Source organism: Mammaliicoccus fleurettii (assembly GCF_003970575.1).
In the GTDB taxonomy this organism is placed as follows: Bacteria; Bacillota; Bacilli; order Staphylococcales; family Staphylococcaceae; genus Mammaliicoccus; species Mammaliicoccus fleurettii.
In genome coordinates, this window is sequence record NZ_RXWZ01000155.1 from 1 (window position 1) to 25678 (window position 25678).

At 30.6% G+C, this 25678-nt stretch carries 23 protein-coding genes and 2 tRNA genes; 7 read left to right on the forward strand and 18 right to left on the reverse strand.

What is annotated here, in order from left to right:
* Nucleotides 1–232: 232 nt before the first annotated feature.
* The 4 genes from menB to CD129_RS10580 are packed head-to-tail and all read right to left on the reverse strand — an operon-like array spanning nt 233 to nt 4863.
* On the reverse strand, nt 233–1054 hold the full coding sequence (gene menB, locus CD129_RS10565) for a 1,4-dihydroxy-2-naphthoyl-CoA synthase (RefSeq protein ID WP_174221881.1): 822 nt from the start codon (nt 1052–1054) through the stop codon (nt 233–235).
* Nucleotides 1027–1848 carry a 2-succinyl-6-hydroxy-2,4-cyclohexadiene-1-carboxylate synthase gene (gene menH / locus CD129_RS10570; protein WP_115337633.1) on the reverse strand — a complete coding sequence of 274 codons (822 nt, stop codon included), beginning with the start codon at nt 1846–1848 and terminating at the stop codon, nt 1027–1029. The genes menB and menH overlap by 28 nt, the downstream gene beginning before the upstream one ends.
* On the reverse strand, nt 1829–3508 hold the full coding sequence (gene menD, locus CD129_RS10575) for a 2-succinyl-5-enolpyruvyl-6-hydroxy-3-cyclohexene-1-carboxylic-acid synthase (protein WP_078356724.1): 1680 nt from the start codon (nt 3506–3508) through the stop codon (nt 1829–1831). Before menD ends, menH begins: the two co-directional genes overlap by 20 nt.
* A 2-nt stretch (nt 3509–3510) precedes the next feature.
* On the reverse strand, nt 3511–4863 hold the full coding sequence (locus CD129_RS10580; RefSeq protein ID WP_115337634.1) for an isochorismate synthase: 1353 nt from the start codon (nt 4861–4863) through the stop codon (nt 3511–3513).
* A 189-nt stretch (nt 4864–5052) separates the two neighbouring features.
* Between CD129_RS10580 and CD129_RS10585 the strand changes: the two genes are divergently transcribed.
* On the forward strand, nt 5053–5991 hold the full coding sequence (locus CD129_RS10585) for a 1,4-dihydroxy-2-naphthoate polyprenyltransferase (RefSeq protein ID WP_107509600.1): 939 nt from the start codon (nt 5053–5055) through the stop codon (nt 5989–5991).
* A gap of 250 nt (nt 5992–6241) precedes the next feature.
* Here the strand turns inward: CD129_RS10585 and CD129_RS10590 are convergent, their stop codons facing one another.
* From CD129_RS10590 to CD129_RS10615, 6 genes are all read right to left on the reverse strand, one after another.
* Nucleotides 6242–6970: an alpha/beta hydrolase gene (locus CD129_RS10590; RefSeq protein ID WP_115337635.1), complete on the reverse strand. Its 729-nt coding sequence runs from the start codon at nt 6968–6970 to the stop codon at nt 6242–6244.
* Nucleotides 6971–6994: 24 nt separating this feature from the next.
* Nucleotides 6995–7462 carry a GNAT family N-acetyltransferase gene (locus tag CD129_RS10595; RefSeq protein WP_115337636.1) on the reverse strand — a complete coding sequence of 156 codons (468 nt, stop codon included), beginning with the start codon at nt 7460–7462 and terminating at the stop codon, nt 6995–6997.
* A gap of 101 nt (nt 7463–7563) precedes the next feature.
* Nucleotides 7564–7651 (reverse strand) — tRNA-Ser (locus CD129_RS10600).
* Nucleotide 7652: 1 nt separating this feature from the next.
* Nucleotides 7653–7727: transfer RNA gene (locus CD129_RS10605), tRNA-Asn, on the reverse strand.
* Between the two features lie 131 nt (nt 7728–7858).
* The gene (locus CD129_RS10610) at nt 7859–8413 is read right to left on the reverse strand and encodes a competence protein ComK (RefSeq protein WP_115337637.1); all 555 of its coding nucleotides are present in this window, start codon (nt 8411–8413) and stop codon (nt 7859–7861) included.
* A gap of 97 nt (nt 8414–8510) precedes the next feature.
* A complete protein-coding gene (locus CD129_RS10615; RefSeq protein ID WP_115337638.1) occupies nt 8511–8876 on the reverse strand; it encodes a VOC family protein in 366 nt (121 codons plus the stop codon).
* A 251-nt stretch (nt 8877–9127) separates the two neighbouring features.
* On the opposite strand from CD129_RS10615, the gene CD129_RS10620 reads away from it, so the two are divergent.
* On the forward strand, nt 9128–9343 hold the full coding sequence (locus CD129_RS10620) for an IDEAL domain-containing protein (RefSeq protein ID WP_078356717.1): 216 nt from the start codon (nt 9128–9130) through the stop codon (nt 9341–9343).
* A 71-nt stretch (nt 9344–9414) separates the two neighbouring features.
* Here the strand turns inward: CD129_RS10620 and CD129_RS10625 are convergent, their stop codons facing one another.
* Complete coding sequence (locus CD129_RS10625; RefSeq protein ID WP_115337639.1) at nt 9415–10410, reverse strand: lipoate--protein ligase; 996 nt, start codon at nt 10408–10410, stop codon at nt 9415–9417.
* Nucleotides 10411–10581: 171 nt separating this feature from the next.
* Here CD129_RS10625 and CD129_RS10630 point away from each other — a divergent pair, with 171 nt between their 5' ends.
* A complete protein-coding gene (locus CD129_RS10630) occupies nt 10582–10767 on the forward strand; it encodes a YkvS family protein (RefSeq protein ID WP_025905642.1) in 186 nt (61 codons plus the stop codon).
* A gap of 2 nt (nt 10768–10769) precedes the next feature.
* Entirely contained in the window at nt 10770–11375 is a 606-nt protein-coding gene (locus CD129_RS10635) for a CPBP family glutamic-type intramembrane protease (protein WP_078356715.1), read from the forward strand.
* A gap of 256 nt (nt 11376–11631) precedes the next feature.
* Here the strand turns inward: CD129_RS10635 and CD129_RS10640 are convergent, their stop codons facing one another.
* Nucleotides 11632–13143, reverse strand: a complete 1512-nt coding sequence (locus tag CD129_RS10640) for a bifunctional metallophosphatase/5'-nucleotidase (protein ID WP_115337640.1) — start codon at nt 13141–13143, stop codon at nt 11632–11634.
* Between the two features lie 158 nt (nt 13144–13301).
* Between CD129_RS10640 and CD129_RS10645 the strand changes: the two genes are divergently transcribed.
* A complete protein-coding gene (locus tag CD129_RS10645) occupies nt 13302–14774 on the forward strand; it encodes an ATP-binding protein (protein ID WP_115337641.1) in 1473 nt (490 codons plus the stop codon).
* Nucleotides 14775–14817: 43 nt separating this feature from the next.
* Here CD129_RS10645 and CD129_RS10650 read toward each other — a convergent pair whose 3' ends face one another.
* The 6 genes from CD129_RS10650 to CD129_RS10675 form a co-directional block, all read right to left on the reverse strand.
* Entirely contained in the window at nt 14818–16170 is a 1353-nt protein-coding gene (locus tag CD129_RS10650) for a TrkH family potassium uptake protein (protein ID WP_107509698.1), read from the reverse strand.
* 16 nt (nt 16171–16186) lie between these two features.
* Complete coding sequence (locus tag CD129_RS10655; protein ID WP_078356711.1) at nt 16187–17869, reverse strand: S1C family serine protease; 1683 nt, start codon at nt 17867–17869, stop codon at nt 16187–16189.
* A 253-nt stretch (nt 17870–18122) separates the two neighbouring features.
* Nucleotides 18123–18944: a TerC family protein gene (locus CD129_RS10660; protein ID WP_078356710.1), complete on the reverse strand. Its 822-nt coding sequence runs from the start codon at nt 18942–18944 to the stop codon at nt 18123–18125.
* Between the two features lie 220 nt (nt 18945–19164).
* Nucleotides 19165–20727: a peptide chain release factor 3 gene (locus CD129_RS10665; RefSeq protein ID WP_078356709.1), complete on the reverse strand. Its 1563-nt coding sequence runs from the start codon at nt 20725–20727 to the stop codon at nt 19165–19167.
* 13 nt (nt 20728–20740) lie between these two features.
* On the reverse strand, nt 20741–20980 hold the full coding sequence (locus CD129_RS10670; protein ID WP_078356708.1) for a YueH family protein: 240 nt from the start codon (nt 20978–20980) through the stop codon (nt 20741–20743).
* On the reverse strand, nt 20970–22454 hold the full coding sequence (locus CD129_RS10675; protein ID WP_115337642.1) for a UDP-N-acetylmuramoyl-L-alanyl-D-glutamate--L-lysine ligase: 1485 nt from the start codon (nt 22452–22454) through the stop codon (nt 20970–20972). The genes CD129_RS10670 and CD129_RS10675 overlap by 11 nt, the downstream gene beginning before the upstream one ends.
* Nucleotides 22455–22739: 285 nt before the next feature.
* Here CD129_RS10675 and CD129_RS10680 point away from each other — a divergent pair, with 285 nt between their 5' ends.
* Nucleotides 22740–23915: a diglucosyl diacylglycerol synthase gene (locus tag CD129_RS10680; protein WP_115337643.1), complete on the forward strand. Its 1176-nt coding sequence runs from the start codon at nt 22740–22742 to the stop codon at nt 23913–23915.
* A complete protein-coding gene (gene ltaA / locus CD129_RS10685; RefSeq protein WP_115337644.1) occupies nt 23893–25089 on the forward strand; it encodes a lipoteichoic acid biosynthesis MFS flippase LtaA in 1197 nt (398 codons plus the stop codon). Before CD129_RS10680 ends, ltaA begins: the two co-directional genes overlap by 23 nt.
* The last annotated feature ends 589 nt before the right edge of the window (nt 25090–25678 follow it).

Sequence of the window (25678 nt, forward strand, 5' to 3'; positions counted from 1 at the left end):
CTCCGTATAAATTCATTTTAATATGAATTCAACGAAAGTGTTTTTATTTTATTCCCACAAATTGGGGTCAGCTCAAATTAATTGTCCCTGGCTCTTATCATTGTATTGGCAGTAGATGACTGGATTGAACATGCGCTTATATCAAGCTTTTTCAATCCTAGTCATCCTTGCCGGGGTGGGACTACGAAATCTTTTTTATAAAATTAGATTTCTGTCCCACTCCCTATCTATATTAAGGAAACTTAGGAAATTGATCGAAGTCTGGTTGACGTTTTTCTTTAAATGCATCACGACCTTCTTTTGCTTCGTCTGAAGTATAATATAACAATGTTGCATCGCCAGCGAATTGTTGTAATCCTGCTAATCCATCTGTATCTGCATTCATTGCCGCTTTTAAGAAGCGTAATGCTGTTGGTGAGTGTTGCATCATTTCTTTACACCATTGCACTGTCTCGTCTTCTATTTTGTCTAATGGCACTACTGTATTAACAAGTCCCATATCAATTGCTTCTTTTGCATCATATTGACGACATAAGAACCAAATTTCACGAGCTTTTTTATGTCCAACGATTCTTGCTAAATAACCTGAACCATATCCAGCATCAAATGAACCTACTTTAGGACCAGTTTGTCCAAATCTTGCATTTTCAGCTGCGATTGTTAAGTCACATACGATATGCAATACGTGACCACCACCGATTGCATATCCTCTAACCATTGCTACTACTGGTTTAGGAATAACACGAATCAAGCGTTGTAAGTCTAATACGTTTAATCTAGGGATTTGATCTTCACCCACATAACCACCGTGTCCACGTACTGATTGGTCTCCACCTGAACAAAATGCTAAGTCGCCTTCACCTGTTAAGATAATAGATCCAACTCTTTGGTCATCTCTTGCTCTAGAAAATGCATCAATCATTTCTTGTACTGTTAATGGCGTAAATGCATTACGTACTTCTGGACGATTTATTGTGATTTTTGCGATACCTTCGAAAAATTCATATTTAATTTCTTTATATTCTTTTAAAGTTTCCCATTGTCTTGACATAATTTGCCTCCTAAAATAAATTCTATTATTATTGTATCAAACTTTTCTGGTTGTTCCACATGAATTGTGTGCCCAGCATCATTAACAATTTGAAATTTACTATTTTTAATACATTCGTGCATTCGTTTACCTATTTCTATAAACTTTTTATCTTTCTCACCTACTATAATACATGTAGGTAAATCAAGATCATTTAATTTATCCCAATAAGATCGTTGAGCACCTGTTCCATAATCAATTAAAGCTTTACTCAATCCACCGGGAGATTGAGAGAGTCTCATTTTCTTTATCCGATTTCTTTCTTTATGGGAAAGAACGGACTGACTTTCAAATAAGGATAATTGTGACCACTCTTCTACAAACTTTGTCATCCCGATATTTTGTATATATTCAGCTCTAGTTTTATCTACTTCTATTCGATTAAGCTTATCTTTATTATTTTCTATACCAGGGCTTGCACTTTCTAGAATAAGACCATTTAACCATTCAGGATATTGAATTGCAAAGCTTAATGCAACACGTCCACCCATTGAATATCCATGTAAATAGACCGTCTTTAATTCTAGATGTGCAATCAATTCTTTAATCTTATCTGCAATAAATTCCATAGACCATTGTTTATCATAACTTGATTTATCATCACCATGACCTGGTAAATCTATAGATATCACATTAATACCTTGTTTGATAATTGCATCTTCAACTAAATGAAAAGTTGTATGGTCACTAATAAATCCATGTAACAATAAAATTGTAGGTTTATCAATATCTAACTGCTTAACGTGGTGAGTTAACATATTGTATACCTTTCATCTTTTCAAATAGTTCTCTATGTGTTTCTGTATTTTCTTCTCTATTCGTTAAAATTTCATATAAATATGAACCAAATTGAGGTAAAGTTTGTCTTTTATACTCAGCCACATCTTCAAATTTTTCATATCCTAATTCATATAAATGAGCAACATGTTGAAAATCTAAATCCAAAGGCGTTCCAAATAATTTTTCAAAATGCTCTGGCGCTTCATCTTTCGGTGCTAAATAATTAAAGATGCCCCCACCATTATTATTCAAACATACGATGGTAATATCTAAATCATGCAACTTACTCATTATTAATCCGTTCATATCATGGAAGAACGAAATGTCTCCAATAACTAATGTTACTTTTTTATAAACAGACATCCCTAAAGCAGTTGATACAACACCGTCAATGCCATTAGCACCTCTATTAGCTGCAATTTCAGCTTTAGAATCTAAATTGAATGTGTCTACATCTCTAACTGGCATACTATTACCAACAAAAACAGTATCTTTTGAAGACATTTTTTTCAATAAACTGCCTACAACAGCACCTTCGTCAGTTTCTTCTTGAATATACTTTTCTATTAATGCTCTAGCTTCTTTATCCATAGTGATCCATTTTTCTAACCAATTTTTATTTTGAGTTGGCGTCACATCTTGTGCCTGTCTAAAGAAGTCATTTGGACTTAACTCTACAGAAAGTGTTGGTACTTTTGGATAAGCATCTGGTGTAGCATTATTTTGTACGAGTATTTGTGGACATTTAACATCTTTTAACCAATTATTTAAATGTTTAGAAACAACTGGTTGTCCAACTCTTATAATAAATTGTGGCTCTATACTTAAACCACCTTTAAAAAGTGCATCATAAGTAGCAATAACATTTGGATGATTTAACTTTCTTAAATTACTCAATGGATCTGCCAAAATAGGTATATTATGAATGGCTGAATAAGTTAAAATTTGTGATAAATCTTGCCCTTGTGTATCTCCTACTACGACGATTCCACGTGGTTTCTCAATATATGTTTGTATATTTGAAAAATCAATTGATTTTTGGTATTTCGTTGCTATTTTTCTCTTAGAAGATAAATATCTTCTAAGTTTCACATTAGGAATAAGCGGTTCTCTAAATGGAAAATTAAAATGTACAGGACCTCTTTGTGGTCCTACGAAATGTTTTTCAGCTTTTATCATATTCATGTTTATTGCATTGATTGTACCTTCAGTTTCATCTGCAATAGGCATATCAAATTGAAACTTAGTGAAATTTTGGAACATATTAATTTGATTAATTGCTTGTGGTGCGCCAACATTTCTAAGTTCATGTGGTCTATCACTCGTCACAACGACAAGTGGTAACCTACTTATAAATGCTTCTGAAACTGCAGGTGTATAATTTGAAGCTGCTGTACCTGAAGTACAAATGATCGCAACTGGTTTCTGACTTGCTTTGATTATACCTAATGCGAAGAAAGCAGCACTTCTTTCATCGGGATGTATCCACGTTTTAATATGAGGGTGTCTCTCACAAGCAATCGCAAGTGGCGTAGATCTTGACCCTGGACTAATTACGACATCATCAACACCATATTCGTATAATTTAGAAACAAATGTAAACACTTGTTTTGTTAAACTTTCAGTATGTGTACTCAAATCTACATCACTCCTAGCGCTTTTAACATTGGTTTGAATTTTAAATCTGTTTCTTCAAATTCTGTAATTGCATTCGAATCTTTAACGATGCCGCAACCAGAATATAATGTTGCTGCATTTCCTCTTACAAGCATTGAGCGAATTGAAACAACAAATTCCCCATTATTATCTAAATCAATATAACCTAAAGGTGCACCGTAGAAACCTCTAGTGCCAAATTCTTCATGCTCAATAAATTTAATAGCTTCTACCTTTGGAAATCCTCCAAGAGCAGGCGTAGGATGTAATTGATTTACGATTTCTAAAACATTTTCGGATAATAAATCTGCCTGTATCTTTGTATATAAATGATATAAATGTTTATTTGTTAAAATCGTTGGCTTTTTATCGTATTCCAATTGTTTAGTAAACGATTGAATATCATGAATAATACTATCCACAACATAACGATGTTCGAATTGATTTTTAGAATCATTTAAAAGTTCAGCTTTTAATTTGTTGTTTTCACTTTCATCTTCAGTTCTAATAATTGTTCCAGCTATTGCATTGGTATATAATTTGCCATTATCTATTTGACAAAGTTGTTCAGGTGTTTGTGATATGAATTGTGATTTACCAGATTCAAATAATAATAAATAGCTAGATTCATTGCTATCAAGAGATCTTTGCAAAGCATCTTCAACATTAACATCATCTTGAAATTCAATTTTTCTTCTTCGAGATAATACAACTTTTTGCAATGCAACTGACTCATTCATCAATGATACAACTTTTGTTACTAAATCTTTCCATTCTTCACTTTGAATGTCTTTATTTTCTACAACTGAAGGTTCTGATAATACTCCCGTTTGAGCTTTTGAATCGATAGCATTTAATATGCGTTCAATATTTTCTATATCAAATTTATTGTTATCGTCAGTATATGTTAAGTAACAACGACCATTTTCTTTTGTAATCAAAAATTTTGGTAAAACAAAATGACTCATTCCATAATCTTTCCACTCATTAGTTAAAGAATGCTCTGAAAATTGAAATCCTCCAAAGAATTTCAAATGATGTTTATCATCATGCATAATTACCGTATTTAACTGTTCTTTAATATTTTGCCAATACTCATAAATTTCATCGTGCTCTAAATGTGAGTATCTAGCTTCTAATAAATAGCCGATACCACACATTTCTAATTTGAAATCTTTTGACTTGTAATAAAAACGTTGTCCAATATAATTGATTTCTTCCCTTAATAAATGGATTAAATCTGGTTGATATTGAAGCTCAATTTCAACTGAAATATAATTTTTATTTCCATCGATTTCAGAAATCATTTTTTGCTTCAAATCGGTCCTCAAGGCCATTTCATTTCCACTTCTTTCCGAAAAATATCTATCTTCTTATTTTATCATTTTTTAACATAACATGCGTTAATATTGTACTTTATAAATAGAATATATATTAAAATATTACACAAATACAGTGATTGACCAATTGATGTCGAAAGCATATACTAATACTGTCAAAAATATTAATAAATAAGAGGTAAATAAATGTCACAAAATTTATCACAGCATTCAGGCATAAAAAAATATTATCATTTAATGAGGCCACATACGCTTACTGCTTCATTTGTACCAGTATTGCTAGGAACAGCGGCATCAAAGATATTTTTAACAGGTGCTGAAGCATCCATTAAAATTTCAGTAGTATTAGCTATGTTATTAGCAAGCATATTAATACAAGCAGCAACAAACATGTTTAATGAGTATTTCGACTATAAACGTGGCTTAGATGATCATACATCTGTTGGTATTGGTGGTGCTATTGTACGAAACGGTATGTCACCAAAATCCGTATATAACTTAGCCATAGCATTTTATATAATCGCAGTAATTTTAGGTATATATATTTGCATGCAAAGTACATGGTTATTAATACCAATCGGACTCGTTTGTATGGCTATTGGTTATTTCTATACTGGTGGACCTTATCCTATATCATGGACACCATTTGGAGAAATATTCGCCGGTTTCTTTATGGGATTCGTAATTGTAATGATCTCATTCTACATACAAACTGGTACATTAAGTTTTTATCCAGCATTATTAAGTATACCTGTATCTATCACAATCGGATTAATCAACTTAGCTAACAACATTAGAGACCGAGAAAAAGATAAACAAAGTGGTAGAAAAACGTATGCTATCTTAGTCGGAAAAAGAATTTCAATTATGACTATGGCTATTTTATACATTTTCTCATATGTGTTTGTCATTTACTTAGCATTATTCAAGCCTTATGGATCAATATTATGGTTATTAGTGCTTATTTCAGCACCATTCCCAATTAAAGCAGTACGTCGCTTTAATAAGAACGATACACCGCAAACAATGATGCCTGCGATGGCAGCAACAGGTAAAACAAATACAATATTTGGTTTATTATTAGCACTTGGTGTTTATATTAGTGGCATATTAGGCGGCTTATAATTATTTAAAAAACGATCTCGGACAAAAATACTAACTCAAAATAAATAAGCATATCACTAAACTGATTTTTTAAAGTTTACAGTGATATGTTTATTTTTTTATCTTACGATTTTGTTCGTGCATGCTTGCCTAGGGGTATGGTTCGAGCCTGTAGTCTCTCACGCATACTATTCCCTCAGGCGTCAGCACTTTACAAAATCGTTACTAATCTTTTTTTTATACAAAAATAAAGCATTTTCGTATAATTTAATTAATTATTTAAAAATCGGATAATATCTTTTTCTACTTTGTCCTTATCAGCACTACGTGTCATAAGATGCGTGGCTTTTTCATAAGAAGTAAGCAATTTATTATGCGTTCCTACTTCTCGATAAATATGTTCTGCACTCTTTTGATAAGTTATTTGATCTCGTTCACCATACATTATAGAAATTGGTATTTGAATAGATTTCAAATTTTTCATTGTATTCTCAATAAATTCCGTAAAAACATGTGCACCTTCATTATAACCATCAATTAAAGCAAGTTGTCTTTCACTTTCTTCAGTTTCTAAATTTTGAATTTGATTAATTCTTTTCCCATAACTGTATAGTCTTCGTTTTATATCGGCACTTGTACGATTATTAGGTACTGACATAACTAGACATTTTTTAATATCACACGTTTCAGCTAGTCTAAGAGACATTAATCCTCCTAAAGACACACCGAGAACATTTATATCTTTATAGCCCTCATCTACTAAAAATTGATAACTATCCTGAGCTTGTTGCCACCAATCATCTGTATTATATTTCATTAATGACTCGACACTTAAGCAATGTCCTTTATACGCTGGTATATAGCAAGTGTATCCAACTTCATTTAATGAGGTCGCCAATTCTTTTACATCTCGTACTGTTCCAGTAAAAGAATGTAATAACAATACAGCTTCACTTCCACCTTTTAAATACACATTACGCGCTTCTTTTAACTTCAACAACACAATCACTCCGCTACTTGTTTTCTATAATTTTTTCTCCATATAATAGTTCGTTGTTTCAAATCCCATTTTTTCATATAATGAATAAGCAATTTTATTGTGGCCAAACACATGTAACTTTATGCTTTCAATTTTATGACTTTTGCAATATTTATCTAAAGCTTGCATCGTTTCTTTCCCTAACCCTTTTCCTCTATGTATTTCTTCTATTTTTATATCATAAATAAAACTTTTCAATGTATTATCTTTTTCAAAAATATGTAACCATAAAATACCAACTTTTTCATTATCTGAATGTACATTGAAAATTTTATGACCTTCCGTATTCAAACCCTTTGGTAATAATTTTTCAAAATACGCTCTACCTTTACTGTCAGCTTCATCTTTATCCCATGTGCCATTCTTCACCTGTTCATCCGCATACTCTTTAAGAGAAATTTCGTAAAAATTTTTTAATTCATGCTCTTGCATTAACTTTAAATTAACACTCATAAAAATCCCCTTTTCAGTTTATATTTAGCTTCATTATACACATATAAAATCATTACACATACAAAAAAAGCCTGCAACCATAACGGTTACAGACTATATGACGGAGATGGAGGGATTCGAACCCTCGCGCCGCAGAACGACCTACACCCTTAGCAGGGGCGCCTCTTCAGCCAACTTGAGTACATCTCCATGGCTCCACAGGTAGGACTCGAACCTACGACCGATCGGTTAACAGCCGATAGCTCTACCACTGAGCTACTGTGGATTAATATGATTTAATCAAGCACAAGTACTATTATATCAACCATCACAATATTTTCAAGTGAAAACTTAAAAAAATTAACGGAACATTTACACTTTAGTGGCACTTGTTCCGTTAATGTTCACTTTGACTCTCTAATGATGATTTTTAAGATACATCTTTATAACATCCAACACACTATAACCATCTTGCGTCAAATCAATATTGGGTGTATTTAACTGTTTTATGAAAATATTATTTCTATGATTCTTATAATATAAACATGTACAGTTCAAATATTGATGATTAATTACATGAAAAGAAATTGGGAATACAAGTGACTGATCTTGTTCTAGAAATATTTTAGTTTTATTACCTTTGAATTTCGTGAAATGTTTAACATAGAGTAAATTAATCCATGTGTTGTCAGCAGATCTTTCGGAATGAGTACAGAAAAAATAAGTGGATGTTACAGGAGAAACTAAAATTGGAGGTTTACTAGTAATACTAGTTAGTCGCTTAGTGAATAATTTCTTTTCTTGAAAATGTTCTCCATAAAAGCGACAGGAATGATTCATAATTTCTTGAGGTCTCTGTTCGATAATAAAGGGTGATTTACCTGCTTCAGAAACCTCTGTATGAACAGTGTGTTCATTTACTTTAATACCCCTTATATACATTGTATTCTGTTTTATTACATACTTTTTCATCGCAAACTCCTCTCAGTGATAATTTTTTACTTTTATATCTATCTGAATTAAATATAATATATATTTAATTCTTAGTCAATATTTTTCTTATGAAATTCTATTGTTTTTCTATAAATTCTAACCTGTTACTAAAAGGATCATATAAATGTAGTCTTTTAGCACCAGGAAATCGATTATCTGTCTTAAAATCTAATTTTTCTTCTGTTAAGTGTTCAATTAAATCTTCGAGATTTTCAACATTAATTGCAGGGTGTGCCTTTTTAAGAGGTATAAAATCTTCTTCGATACCGATATGCAAATCAATATTGTTAATATTAAACCAAACTCCACCATTACCTTTTAAAGATTCCGGTTTTTCAACTTCATTAAATCCTAATTGATCTACATAAAACGTTCTCGCCTTCCCCTCTGATCCTTTTGGAGCTGACAACTGAACATGGTCCCACATTTTTAGCTTATACATATTAATATCTCCTTTTTATTCTCATGTTTAACTTTCAAAGTATTATTTTCACAATAAATCACACCCCACTAATGTGGCTATGAGCATAATAATTTGAAAATTATAAATACTAAATTATAATGTAATTATAAAGTTAGTTTATCAATAAATTCGTTAAAAAGAATTACTTTTTTAAAATTTCTGAATATTCATTGCATTTAGAAAATAAATACGCTATAATTTTAACAAATAAAGTCAAGGGGTTGTTTAAAATGAAACAATATTCTCAAGTTAAGCATCAGAGTTTAGAAACTTTCGTTAATAACTTAAATGATTTATCTGTAGAACTAGTTATAGATTCTGCTTTACGTGAAAATCGCAAACGAGAATTGATGGCTTTAATCGATGAAGCACTTTTGAATCGTAACAATACTTTATTTGAACAATATAGTGCAGAATTAATACAGTTGGAGGATTTACAATCGTGAGTTATCATTTAAAAATCAACACATAAAAGAGACGACTTTTGAAAACATTCAAAAATCGTCTCTTTTATTTTTTATAACATTAAGTTAATAATTTCTTCTTTATCTATATCTCCAAAGTAATGATATGCATCAATATCTTTTAATGCTTCTTTTATAGAAGACTTTTGATGTTGTACGCCTATTAAAGCTTCTTCAATATCATTTACATTTCCCACTCCAAAGAAGTCCCCAAAGATTGCTGCATGTTCTATTATACCTTTTTTGACATCTAATTTTATTTGAACTAAACCTCTATCAAATTTATGGCTTCTTTCAAAGTTGTATTTAGGGTTTTTCCCATAATTCCATTCCCATTTTTGATATTTATTTTTGCTCAATTCATTAATATTATCCCAGTCTTCATCAGTAAGATGGTACTCCTCTACTTCTTCACTACCTTGTTGTTTGAAAATTGAAGTTAGTATGCGTTGTTTAAATGTTTCAATATCCATTGGTTCTTCTAAAAATTCTTGAATATTAGCAACTCTTGATCTAATAGATTTAATACCTTTAGATTTAATTTTTGCTTCATTAACTCTTAAAGCATTTACAACTTCTTCAATTTCACTATTTAACATCAAAGTACCATGTGAGAACATTCTATCTTTTTGTTTTACCATTGCATTACCAGAAATTTTCTTTTCTCCGACTTGAATATCATTTCTACCTGATAATTCAGCATTAACACCCATTTCATTTAAAGCATCTACAATAGGTTGTGTAAATTTTGCGAAGTTATGGAAACTATCTTCATCATCTTTCGTAACTAAACTAAAATTCAAATTCCCTAAATCGTGGTAAACTGCCCCACCACCAGAAATTCTTCGTACAACTTTAATATTATTAGCTTCAACATACTCTTGATTTACCTCTTCAATAGTATTTTGATTTTTACCAACAATAATAGATGGTTGATTAATATAGAATAAAAAATAACTATCATCTTTAGGAAGAGAAGTAAGTACATATTCTTCCATTGCTAAATTGATCATTGGATCGTTTATTCCATTATTACTTACAAATTTCATTTATATTTCCTCCTTATTTTTCCCCTTGTTGCCTTACTTTAATATTACCATATGTTTAAATAATAATATGAATGATATGTTTGTGATAAAATAGATGTATATCTTATTATTACTTTATAATTGAACCGTTATTTAGTATAATATTTCATAGTATTATTTAGGAGGAATATCATGACAATCGCAGAAGTTGGAAATATCATAGAATTTCAAGATGGCTTAAGAGGTAGAGTTGAAAAGATTAATGAAAACTCAGTTATAGTAGACATAACAATCATGGATAACTTTGAAAGTTTAGAACTACCTGAAAAAACTGTAGTAAATCACAAGCGTTATACTATAATTTCTGAAGAGGGATAATAGTGAAAAAACAAATTAATCCTCAATTAATATGGTTCATATCGAGTTTTATTATTTTTCACTTTATTTTATTTTTAATGCAAGGTGAAAAAGAAGTATTCTGGTACTTATATACTGGCATTATGATGATTGCAGGCATTAGCTATGTCTTTTATCAGCGCGAGATTAAGTCTAAACGATTATTACAATCAATAGGATATGGTTTAATTGGTGCAGTATTATTAGTTATACTTCAACTTTTATTATCCCAAATTTATAATGGTTTATCGTATGCATCATTATTAAAAGAATTAATGCACGCAGGCGTTTTTTATAAATGGCAAATGTTAGTAACAATTGTTATTGCGATACCTTGTCACGAGCTTTATATTAGAACGATATTACAAAATCAACTACAACTTAAATTGTCACGACCTATTGTTGCAATCGTTGTAAGTGCTTTTGCTTCTAGTTCACTATTTTTATATTTAGGTAATTTCGCTATATTCATTTTTATATTTTTAGCTCAATTAATATTATCTACTTTATATTTCTACACTAAAAGAATCGTAACTTCATATATCGCTCAAGTAGCAGCAATAATTATACTTGTAATAATATTTAGTTAAAAAATCCAAACACAGCCGTGTTTGGATTCAGAGTGTCGACAAAGTCTTAGACTTTGCCGGCATTTTTTTATGCGCATGCTTTCCGCGGGCATGTTCTCAGCCTGTAGTCTTCGAATCATGCTTTTCCCGCAGGAGTCAGCGCAAGAAAATACCAAATATTAACAATTTTTATATTTATTTACTTACTTTGTTTATTTTTTTGTCGGTTAACGATTAAGAAATATTCAACTAGCTCTTTCGAACTCGATATGTCTTATTATTCAATTTCAAAATCATGTTCTAGCTCGAATTTACCTTTAGTTTCCCCTATTTCTTCTACCATATATTCAATCACAGTTTTTTTAGATCTTACATATGTTGATTCTGAAATAATCTTATTAACATGTCTAAATAAGTAATCTGTCATAATTACATTAAAACTGTCTTCTAGATTTATATTATAAAGTTCAACTCTATTTCCTACAGGTTTGTTTAAGTCAATTTTATACTTGAAACCTTTCCAAACTGTCATTAATGTTGGCTCTAAAATTTCTTCGTTATACTTTATTGTTCCTTCTTCTTTGTACATTGCTGTTGCTGTTCTTTCTAATATACGTTTAATTTCAATACCAGTCAGTTTTATTTTGACTGGTTTATCTGTATGAACATAAGATTTATATATATCTTTTACTTTGAGTTCTCCTCTTAAACCATTACCTAATGGGTTTCCAATATGTGCACAAATAAAGTCTATTTCTGTAAATGCTTTACTCATACTATTTTGAATTAACTCAATAAATTTATGTGGCTTAATATATAGGTCAGTTAATTGCTTATAATCTAGTACTACAGGCATATCCGTTACATCTTGTTCCGACCAATGTTGTACTGCTTTTTGGTCGAAATAAGTTAACTCTAGTAAATCCCTATCTTCTGGATAACTAGAAAGTTCAACATGTTTAATTGATGTATCAATAATTTCAACTGAATTAGTTCTTTTTCTAAATTGAATCGACATATCTACAATATTAGTCGCATCTTTACCTGGTTGTATAAATTGAGTTTCTGCAACTTTTAAATCCACGACATGTTCTTGGTGACCTGTAATAATGACGTTAACGCCTTCTGTACTTTTAATCATGTTTTCAGCGTTATTACTATAATATGATCTATAATTATTTTTATCTGTGTAAGTGTTTAGCCCACCATGATATAACATAATTAAAAAGTCAGGACTTTCTTTTTCGTGCAAATATCTTACCCAACGTTTTGCTGATGCCATTGATTCTCCAACAATAACTTCATCTTCGAATTCTATATTTTTATTTTCCATTAAGCCACTTGAAGTAAACCCAATTATACCAATTTTAATACCATCAACGTATTTGATTGTGTAAGGTGTCGTAAAATAAGGTTCTTTTGTTTTATTATGTTCTATATTAGCTGCAAGCCATGGAAATCTACTTAGGGCAATAGACTTATTTAAGAAGTCTAAGCCGAAATTAAATTCATCAGGGCTAACACCACTTGCATCAAATTGCATTTCATTCATAATTTTAATCATTGGGTTTCTTTTGTATGGTGCAATTTGTGCATAATAAAAAGCAAACATTGAACCCGACAACATTCCACCATTATCCAATAATAATACACGATGGTTTGCTTTACGTTTATGTTTTACGTAAGTAGCCATCTTTAATATATTTCCACTTATACCACTTCTACTTATTCGACCATGTAAGTCAGAAGTAGCTAATAAATCAATCGTAATGATTTCATTCGTATTCAATGCTATTCCCCCTCTTTCTTTTATATTTTACCATTTTTAAAAAATGATATGTCTTTTTAAACTAATTTGAATAATGATAATGTAATTTTATTTTATGTTGGCAATATTAGTTAATCATAATATACTCAATTAAGAGTATATATACATAGGAGAATATTATGAAACCTTTTAATAAAATTATCATACTAAATATTGTTTTTGCACTTATCGTTTCTATATTAATTGGTGCACTCATTAGTAAAAACTATAATAATAGAATTAATCAAAGATTTGATACTACTAAAGAAATTATTAACTTAAAAATCGATACATTCATAAGCGAATCAAACAGTATTTCTGAATCTTTAACGACGATATTATCTAATAGTAACGATGAAAAATTTATTAATCAATTTTTAAAAGATAATCATACTAGATATACTTGGATAGATCATATTTATATTTTGAATAATAAAAATCAAATCGTCTATGACTCTAAAGGACCAAACTATACTTCAATAGAAGACTTTAATCAATATAAGTATCACTTCCCATTTACTCAAAAATCCACATTAAGTAGCAAAAAGAGATCACTAGATAGACCTAAAACATTATTACTTACAAATCGATTAAAGATTAAAAATCAAGACTATACTGTTGCTGCAGAAATAAATATGAATTCATTTAAAAATGAAATAAAGTTAATTGCTAAGAGATTCCAAATACAAGTACAAGGTATAGATGGTACTCAAATTTATCAAGTCGGCAAATCACATAAACATACAAAAACAATCACTTATTTTTACAATAACTTACCTGTCACAATTAGCATTACTGGACAATATAGTGTTATAACGCGCGTAATTTTACCAAGTATATTTATTTTCTTAGTTATTTTCTTAATATTAACGATTTTAACTTTAATATTTAAAAGTCGTTCCGATAGATTAGAACATGAAAAGTTAATCGAACAAGCAAATAATGAAAAATTGCGACTAATAGGAACATTGGCTGCAAATACCGCGCATGAAATAAAAAATCCTTTAACGAGTATTAATGGATTTATAGAACTCACTAGAATGAAATATGATCAAAACCAGCAAGATAACCATTTTAATATTATTACAGAAGAATTAGATAGAATTAATAACATCGTTACACAATTCTTATATTTAGGTAAACCAACAAACTTAGCTTACACAAATGTTAATATTAGCCAGACAATCAAAGATATAGAGCAATTTTCAAAGTATGAATTAGAACAAAACAACATAAATATTTCTTTATCATTACCAGAAGAACCCATTTATGCCTTTTTATCTGAAGACCAATTAAAACAAATACTGATCAATTTAATTCAAAATTCTAAAGACGCATTAACTGACGTACATAATGCTTCAATAGAAATTCAACTATTAAAGACAAATACAAAACAAATAAAATTAGTATTTAAAGATAATGGAAAAGGTATGTCAAAAGAAGTTCAACAAAAAGTATTTGACCCCTTCTTTACTATAAAAGATTCAGGCAGTGGACTAGGACTTTATTTAAGTAAAAAATTAATTGAAGATTGGGGTGGCACAATAAGCGTGGCTAACAATACTGAAGGCACAACTTTTATTATTATGATACCTGTAGTTAAGCATATTTAATATATAAATAAAAAACTGGGACAAGTTAATTGTCCCAGTTTTTTTAACCTATTTGAATTCGTTCTTTTGGATAGTGGAATTTATCAGGCGTTGATTTACCACCTAACATAACTACGAAACATAGTAGCCCAACACGTCCAATGAACATAAGTATCATAATCACTATTTTCGAACCTAATTGTAAATTATCGGTTATCCCCATTGATAACCCACATGTACCAAATGCTGACATTGTTTCAAAAAATATTGAAAGTAAATCATGTTTACCGTCTTCAAATCGTACTACAGATAACACACCAACAAATGTGATAGCTAAAGCCAATGATATAACGGCAAACGACCTTTGTATATCTAAAGGATGTATCTCTCTATTAAATGCTTTTATCGTCGTACGACCATTACTAAAATTGACTAAATAAAGAACAAGTATTGCAAATGTTGTTGTTCTTATACCTCCACCTACTGAGCTTGGTGATGAACCAATGAACATCAATCCACCTAGAAAGAAATTCGTTGCTTCAGTAAACTGTCCAAGATCTATTGTAGATAATCCTGCGCTTCGTGTTGATGAAGACTGGAACATAGCATAAAAGATACCTTTATGCCACGAAATGTCTTTAAATGAGTTTGAAAACTCAAATAAATATATTACAACTGTTCCTAATAAGAACAAGAACAAATAAGTCGCACTTGCAATTTTAGTAAATAATGAAAATCTAAAGTTCGGATGCGTATTTCGCATATAAGTTTTTACTTCAATCAATACTGGAAATCCTATTGCACCTAACATGATAAGTAACATTATAATCGTTTGGACGAAATAATCATTTGCATATGGTGCTAGCGATTCCCCGGTGATATCTAAACCACCATTCGTTGTAGCAGATACAGATGCAAAAATGCCATGATGTATCGCATCTTTAACAGAGCCGATATCTTTATAAAAATAAAAAGATAATAATATCGCTCCAATTACTTCTATCATTAATATAGTTCTAACAATATCTAATATTAATTTAACTACGCCATTCATAGCATTTGAATTACTATCTAGCATAATGAGTTGTCGCTCTCTTAAACCAATATGCTTTCCTAGTATTACCCAAAGTAAAGTACCAATCGCCATGACACCTATACCGCCAATATTAAGTATAATTAATATTATTGCCTGTCCAAACATTGTAAATGTATCTTCAATTATAACGGGTGTAAGTCCAGTCACACTTACGCCAGATACCGCTACAAATAGCGTATCGACAGGTGCAATTTTCACATCAGGTTTAACAACATAAGGTAAATTCAATAATAAAAAGGCGACAATGATTGCGCCCAAATAATATAATACAATACCTTGTTGTGGAGTCATTTTTTGAAAAAAGTATTTTATAATGGACACAAATTGTCACCTCTATTTATTTCAATGTTAATGTTTTAGTAGTTTCTTTACCATCTCTAATAAGTTTCAAATCAACTTTTTCACCTATTTTATGATTATTATATAATTCTTTCCTAAATTCAAGATTATTTTCAATTTTTGTATCATCAATGCCTACAATTACATCATTAAACTTAATCCCAGCTTTATCAGCATTACCATCTTTAGTAACACCCGTTATTGCCATACCTGATTTATATTTATCAGGTAAAGTTATTTGAGATTTTTCGTTAGAGCTTAATTTAGTATAATTTTGAGCCATTATACCTAGTTCAGGACGTTTAATTTCACCGTCTTTTTCTAAAGTATTAATGTAATCAGTTGCTTCGTTTGATGGAATAGCAAATGCCATACCTTCTACATTTGGCATATCAATCTTCAATGATACTATACCAATAAGATTACCTTGTGAATCTAATATTGGTCCACCAGAATTACCTGGATTGACTGCAGCATCTGTTTGAATTGCTTTAATTTCCCAATCATACTCGTCATCCCCATTAAAATCAACAGGAACTTTTCTATTTAAGCCAGAAACTACGCCAGTAGAAATACTATTTTGGAATTCTGCACCTAGAGGACTACCAATCACGATTGCTGTTTCACCTAATATTAAATTATCCGAGTCTTCAAATTTAATAGATTTGAATTTATCATCTTTTTCAATAGGCACACTTAACACTGCTATATCTGACCATTGATCAGTACCTAAAACTTTACCATCATATTTCTTACCGTTTGCAGTTGTGATAATCGGTTTTTTATCGCTTGAAACAACATGTGCGTTTGTTACTATGTATGCTTTATTATCATCAACTTTATAAACGACGCCAGAACCGACGCCGCTATTTTCTTCTTTTTCTTTTTGTGAAGATTCAGTCTTGCTAGATATATCAGAATCTTCATGAGAAACACCAACTACTGAATGCTTAGATTTTTCTACTGCTTCCATTACATTTGTAATAGGTTTTTGGAATCCTTTTTGAGATTGTTGTTCTTCAATAGTCTTTCTACTTTCATTTGGAGGGTTCACATTTTGGAAGATACTCCAAACTAAAATAAAGATTAGTATAATGGCTAAAATAATCGCAATTATTGGCCAATGTTTTTCAATTTTAGATAAAATAGTATTCAAAATATTATTTTTATTTTGAGATTTTTCTTCAACCTTTTCATCATGTATTGCACCAAGTTGCTTATTAGTTTCAAAATCATTGTCTTTAGCAACATGTTTTTTATCTTTATTATGACTTTCATTTCTCACTTTTTTATAATTTATTTCTTGAATATCTTCTTCATTATCTACATCAACTTTGTCATTATCTAATTCACTTTTATTATCAGCTTTTATATCTTCTTCCGTATGATCTTGTTGTGTAGCAGCTAATCTATCATCATCTAAATCAATCGTTGGGTGTGATTTAGATTCTTCTTTTTGCTTTTTAATTTCTTCTTTAGTTAATTTTTCAATACGAGCTTTTTGCATATTTTCTTTAACACGCAATTCATTTTTCTTCTGTAACTCTAACTCGTTTGCTCTTTTTATCTCATTCTCTTTTCTCTCTTGTTCAATTCTTTTCTCACGTTCTTCATTATGAAAAAATTCACGTCGTTGTCTCTTATATTCATTTCTAGGAATGACATGTTTTTTTCGTGACATTTATTGCCCTCCTCAATCTAAACACTTAATGTATCTATTATGCCATATAATATTAAAATTATTAACACAAAACCATTGTATTTCTCTACATTATACACCTATTTTTACATATATTTACTAAATAGCTAAATAACTTGAAAACTAAAGAAATTACTATCATAAATTGAGAATTAGCTAAGGTTGAAATTTCCTCATTTTTCGAAAAGATGAAAGGCTGAGACAAATTAATTGTCTCAGCCTCAAATCATTCTAGTTATTCGGTTGTTTTTTTGTTGTTACGGACTGATGTAATCCAGCCGATCACAACTAGCAATAATAATACTGTCCAGAATATTGACTGCCACAATACACCATGTGGGAAGTCATGTGGTAATACTTTAATTTCATCATGTGCTAGTACGATTACTAATAATTTGATACCTACCCAACCTACGATAGCAAATGCTGCTGCTTCTAGGTTCGGATATTTATTTAATAATTCTACAAAGTATGTTGCTGCAAATCTCATGATGATTACACCAATCATACCACCTACGAACATAACACCGAATTGACCGGCATCCATGCCTCCAAAGTCTACACCTAATGCTGGTAGTGTAACTGCTATTGCAAATGCAGCTAACATTGAATCAATAGCAAATGCTATATCTGCGAATTCTACTTTTAATACTGTCATCCAGAAATTCTTTTTCAACTTATGATGACCTTTGCCATCTGAAGGAAATTCTGATTCTGTAAAATCTTCTTGTCCCTCGATATCATCTGCTGTCTTAATTTTTTCGTCTTTATGTTTCTTGAAGTCTATCAAGTTCTTAATAGACATGTAAATTAAGTATATAGCTCCTGCTGCTTGTATTGGCCAAAAGTTAGCTAAGAAACTAATTAAGAATAATGATATTAAACGGAATACGAAAGCACCTAACAAGCCATAGAATAATGCTTTTTTCCTTAAATCTTCTGGTAAATGTTTAACCATTACCGCCATTACAACAGCATTATCTGCTGCCAACAATCCTTCTAGAAAAATTAATACGATTAATACCCAACCGTAACTCAAAAATAAACTCGGATCCATCTTATTCACTCTCCATTTTTTTCTAATAAAAAACAAAAGAGACCATGCCTAATTAAAGGCAAAGGTCTCACTTAACATTTATAGTATGTCCATATTACCGGAAACTTCCGTTTCGTAATGACGATAATATGCTAGAATTTTTAAGTTCTAAAGTTACTCCCCTTCGACAAAGTCGTAGGTCTATTTAGTTTTATTATATTATTATACAATGTTTTATGAATTATAACAAACTAAATAATTTGATTTCAGGGAATTTATCTTCAAACCATCTCGTTGCAAATTCATTTTCAAACAAGAATACATATTGATCAAAGCGATCTTTCACTAAAATTGATCTACTTGAATTCATGTTGTCTGTTATATCTTTTTCATTTTCAATCCATCTCGCAATTTTCTTACCAACCTGTTCCATTACGACATCAACATTGTATTCATTTTTCATACGATGTTCAAATACTTCAAATTGAAGTTGTCCAACTGCTCCTAGAAGAATTTGATTAGTATGAAGCGTCTTATAAAGTTGTATAGCACCTTCTTGAACTAATTGCTCAATACCTTTATGGAAATGCTTTTGTTTCATTACGTTTTTGGCACTAACTTTCATAAATATTTCAGGTGTAAACTGTGGTAACGTTTCAAAGTGAAATTTTTGATTACCTCCAACAAGTGTATCGCCTATTTGATAGTTTCCTGTATCATATAAACCGATAATATCACCACTTACTGCATGATTGACTGTTTGAGTATCATCAGCCATAAATGAAGTTGAACGTGTAATCTTTTGCTTTTTCTTATTTCTTTGCAGTGTTACATCCATACCTCTTTCAAACGCACCACTTACAATTCTCATAAATGCAATTCTGTCTCTATGTCTCGGATCCATGTTTGCTTGTATCTTAAAGATGAATCCTGAGAAGTCTTGATCAAATGGATCAACGACATCTCCTTCTTCAGTTTTACGTCCACTAGGCATTGGAGCATAATCTACATATGCATTTAAAAAGTTTTGAACACCGAAGTTCGCTAAAGCTGATCCGAAGAATACTGGAGTTAGTTCTCCTGCTAATAGCATTTCTTCATCAAATTGCTCTCCTACTTCATCAACTAACATTAATTCATCAATTGCTTGTTCAAACTGTGAGTCATTTTTAATTGGATGATCTTCTTCTAGTTCATAATCATCATTTAAATGTAATATATTTTCTTCGTCTCTAAATGGTTCAATAGTCTTTTCAGCTCTGTCAATAATGCCGAAAAAGTTTTGTCCCATACCAACAGGCCAGTTCATTGGATAAGTTTCTATTTCTAATGTCTTTTCAATCTCTTCCAATAATTCAAAAGGCTCTTTACCCATTCGGTCTAATTTATTTATAAAAGTAAAAATTGGGATACCTCTCATTTTACATACTTTAAATAACTTTAATGTTTGTGGCTCAATACCTTTTGCACAGTCAATTACCATAACTGCACTGTCTACTGCCATTAATGTTCTATAAGTATCTTCAGAGAAATCTTCATGCCCTGGTGTATCTAAAATATTAATATTATAGTTGTCATAATCAAATTGCATAACTGAACTTGTTACAGAAATACCACGTTCTTGTTCTACTTTCATCCAGTCACTTGTTGCAAACTTCCCAGACTTTTTACCTTTAACAGTACCTGCTTGTCTAATAGCACCACCAAAAAGTAATAACTTCTCAGTTAATGTTGTTTTACCGGCATCTGGATGGGATATTATCGCAAATGTCTTTCTACTTTCTACTTCTTGTTTTATCGTCACAATTCATTTCTCCTTATAGTTCGGATGTCCATTGGCTAATTCTATTCGCTAATTCATTCGCTTCATCTTCATCAAGCACATTAAATAAATGCAAGTACAGATGCTCAATTAATGATTCTCCGTATAAATCATAGTCTACTTTTATAGACCAAAACAAATCAGGAATAGATATTACAAAATATTCTTCTTTTTTATTTTCATATATATAAACTTTACAATTCAAATTTTGCGAATGACTTTCTCTAATCTTCACTTGGCTTTCCTCCATATTTCTCATAAGCAGCCTCTAGACCTATTAAATCATCTCTATGAGGAACTTTTACATGGCCAGGCATAATTTGATAAGGTTCTCTACCTTTCGATGCTAGTACAACTGTATCACCTGGTTCAGATATTTCAATTGCGTGTCTAATACCTTCTGCTCTATCTTCAAATTCTACATAATTATTATGTGTCGCTCCTTTAGCTAATTCTGCTGTTAACATTTTAGGGTCATCATTTGCAGGATTATCTGGTGTAAATATGACATAATCTGCTCGACAACTTATTTTACCCATTTCTGGTGTTTTTGTTAAGTCTCTTTCTCCAGCCATTCCAACTAAAAATATAAGTTTTTGTTTTACGAATGGTTTAACAGCATCAATTAATTTATCCATACCATCTGGTGTATGTGCATAATCTATAATCAAATCAATAGGAAGCTTTCTATCTAACACTTCTAAACGACCTTCAACAGGTGGCATAGTTTGCACAGCCTGAGCAACTTTTGATAAATCATAACCTTGCACCCATAAACCTAAAATACTAGCCAATAAGTTAAGTACATTAAATTTACCTAAATAAGGAGAATCGATTTCATATTCACCAAAAGGCGTTACAAGTGTAAACGCTACTCCACTAATTGATTCTTTAATATTTTTAGCCATAAAATCAGCTTCATTATCAATACCATATGTAAAGATTTCAAATGGTGTCACTGGTATTAATTCTTTCGTAAATTTATCATCTGCATTGAGTATAACAAATTTATCTTTTCTATAATCTTGTCCTAATTGACTAAATAATAAAGATTTCGCATGTCCATAAGCTTCCATAGTACCATGAAAATCTAAATGATCTTGCGTTAAATTAGAAAAAATCGCAATATCAAATTCTAAACCTCTTAACCTACCGATAACTAAACCATGACTTGAAACTTCAAATGTCATACTTTCACATTCTTCGTTTACTGCTTCTACTATATGTTTTGTTAAAGTTACAGTTTCTGGTGTGGTATTCACACCTTTTGTAATTTTTTCATTAACTTGAAAACCGTTTGTACCTAAATAAGCACTTCCTTTTCCAAGTCCTCTTGTTAAATGATGAATCATTGTAGCAATTGTTGTTTTACCATTTGTACCAGTCACACCTATTGTAGTTAATTTTCGACTTGGAAAGTCGTATAAGATATGACTAAAGATACTCGCTACTTTTAATGTATCTTTGACAACGATTAATAATACATGATCTGGTAGTTCCATGTAATTCTCACTTACAACTACTGTACAACCTTGTTCAACAACGTTTGGTATGAATTTATGGCTGTCAACTGTATAACCTTGTGAAGCAACAAAGATTGTACCTTCAAATGCATTTCTAGAATCTGTAGTAATATCTACTACTTCTTGGTCTTCATTACCATATATTTTTTTAATTTTAATTTTATTTAATAACGTCTCAACGTTCATCGTTATTTCTCCTTTATTTTCAATAGGTTTATTATACACTTTATGATAATGATTTTATAGCTTTGACTATATGTATAAAGAATTATAAAATAAATGAGTATTTACTCGATATACAAATAGATGATATTATGATGAAAATCCAATTGATGAAGAATTACTAAAGAAACATTGAATTAGTTTAAAGATTCTATGTAGTTTTTGTAATAATATGCTATATCTTTTCACAAAAGAAGAAAAATGCGTTAAACTATCATAGAATTTAAATACAAATACGGAGTGTGTCTAATGGTTTCTCAAAACAAAAAATTATTGATTATTACTGGTTCTTTCGGTAACGGTCATTTACAAGTTACGAATAGTATTGTGAAACAATTTGGTGAAATGAATTTAAATCATTTGACTGTAATAGAACATGATTTATTTTTAGAAGCACACCCTATTATGACTTCCATCGCTAAACAATGGTATATAAACAGCTTTAAATATTTTAGAAACATGTATAAATTCTTCTACTATAGTAGACCAGAACAAATTGATAAATGTTTCTATAAATATTATGGACTAAATAAATTACTTAACTTACTTATAAAAGAAAAGCCCGACTTAATTTTGTTAACTTTTCCGACACCAGTCGTTTCAGTTTTAACAGAACAGTTTAATTTAAATATACCTATTGCAACAGTTATAACAGACTACCGTTTACACAAGAACTGGGTTACACCACACTCAAATCGTTATTATGTAGCTACTAAAGATTTAAAAAATGAAATTCATTCTATTGGTATTGATGAAAAAGACATTAAAGTTACAGGCATTCCGATTTCGAAACAATTTGAAGAACCAATAGATCGATATCGATGGTTAACTAAACACAAATTAGATCCTGACAAGAAGGTTATATTAATGTCTGCAGGTGCATTTGGTGTATCTACTGGATTTTCTACCATGATAAGTAAAATTGATATGTATGCTAAAGATGCACAAGTTGTGATGATTTGTGGTAACAGTAAATCTTTAAAGAATGAATTGATCACGCATTTTAAAGGTAATAAGAATGTCTTAATACTTGGTTATACTAAACATATGAATGAGTGGATGGCAACTAGTCAACTTATGATTACTAAGCCAGGTGGCATCACGATTTCTGAAGCATTTTCAAGACATTTACCACTCATATTCTTAAATCCAGCACCAGGTCAAGAATTAGAAAATGCTGATTATTTTGAACAAAAGGGCTATGGAAAAATTGCAACCACACCGGAAGAAGCCACTAAAATGGTTATTTCACTTACGAATCAACCTAACAAATTGAAAGAGATGACTAAATTACTAGAAGAGAATTATATAAAAAAATCAACAGAAACTATTTGTAACGATTTACTATCATTATTAAGTGACTCACTTTCATATAATGAAGTTTATGGAAAGGTTCCTATGTATGCCAAATACTTTATCAGATAAATCATTTTATAAAAAAGATTTTTGGTTAATGCTTATCATATTATTCATGATGGAATTTGCTAGAGGTATGTATATTCTAAGTTATTTACCTATTTTACCAACAACCACTGCTAAAGTGACTGTTGGTATTACTTCGTTAGCAATCTCTTTACATTTTATAAGTGACGCATTAACAAACTTTGTTATTGGTTTTCTTCTAAAAAGATTCGGTCCAACAGTTATCTTAACTTGTGGATTTTTACTAGCCTTTTCTAGTTTAGCGTTAATTATATTTATACCAACACCAGTGATATTTATATTAAGTGCAATATTACTTGGTATCGCTGTAAGTCCCATATGGGTCATTATGTTATCAAGTGTAAGTGAATCATCACGAGGCAAACAGATGGGCTATGTTTATTTTAGTTGGATAGTCGGTATGCTCTCAGGTATGATCTTTATGAACTTACTATTCAAATTGCATCCGACTCGATTCACATTTATGATGGCTGTTTGCGTGTTAGTTGCTTGGATTTTGTTCTATTTTGTTAAAGTTCAATTAACTAACTACGAAAGTAAATCAGTCAAAAAACAATTCAAAGAAATTGTTCAAGTAACGAGACGTCATTTACTACTATTCCCAGGAATATTCTTGCAAGGATCTGCAATAGGTATGCTTGTACCAATATTACCTACGTATGCAACAAAACATATGGGTGTAACTACTTTAGAATATACAATTATACTCATTGTTGGTGGAATTGGTTGTACGATATCAATGCTGTTCTTCTCAAAATTAATGGATAAGCACTCTAAGACGTTTACGCATATTATAATTTTCGTAGGTTTCTTAGCTTATAGTTCATTTATTTTTGGATTAACCCTATTAACTCAATTATTAATCGTACTTTTAATAGCATTGCTTATAGGTACAATATACGGCTTACTCTTACCAGCTTGGAACACTTTTATGGCAGGACATATTCATAGTAAAGTTCAAGAAGAAACATGGGGCGTATTCAATAGTGTTCAAGGTTTCGGTACAATGATTGGGCCTCTTATAGGTGGCTTAATATCAGAAGTATTTAGAGATGTCTATTATACAATTTATGCATCTAGTTTAATGTTTTTATTCTTAGCATTATTCTATGGGACTTACTTTGCTTTGAATTACAAAAAGAAAAAATCAATATAACAGGAACATATTTCCTAACTCAAAATAAATAAGCATATCACTTAACTGATTTTTAAAGTTTACAGTGATATGCTTATTTTTTAAATCATTACTAATAATTATTTTTATAACAATCTTACGATTTTGTATGTGCATGCTAGCCTATTTTTTTATAAAATCTTACGATTTTGTTCGTGCATGCTTGCCTAGGGGTATGGCTCAAGCCTGTAGTCTCTCACACATACTTTTCCCTCAGGCGTTAGCACTTACAAAATCGTTAACAATATCTATTTTAATACAATGCTAAGAGGCTGAGACAAATTAATTGTCTCAGCCTCTTAGTTATAGAACAGCTATATTTACACAAGTCTATAGAAGTGTAAGCATGAGTAGCTTTATTTACACTAGTCGGAAGTAGTGTGAATGATTTTAAAAAAATAAGAGCAGAAATTCAATTTTAATAATGAATTTCTGCTCTTTTTAAAGTTTTAGGATATTTATGTCTTAAGCTCTAATTTGTAATCAAATCTACTTTTATGGTTACTCTTATCAGCAATTTTACTTAGTACTGCTTTTAACACTACTCTTATCAGCAATTTTACTTAGTACT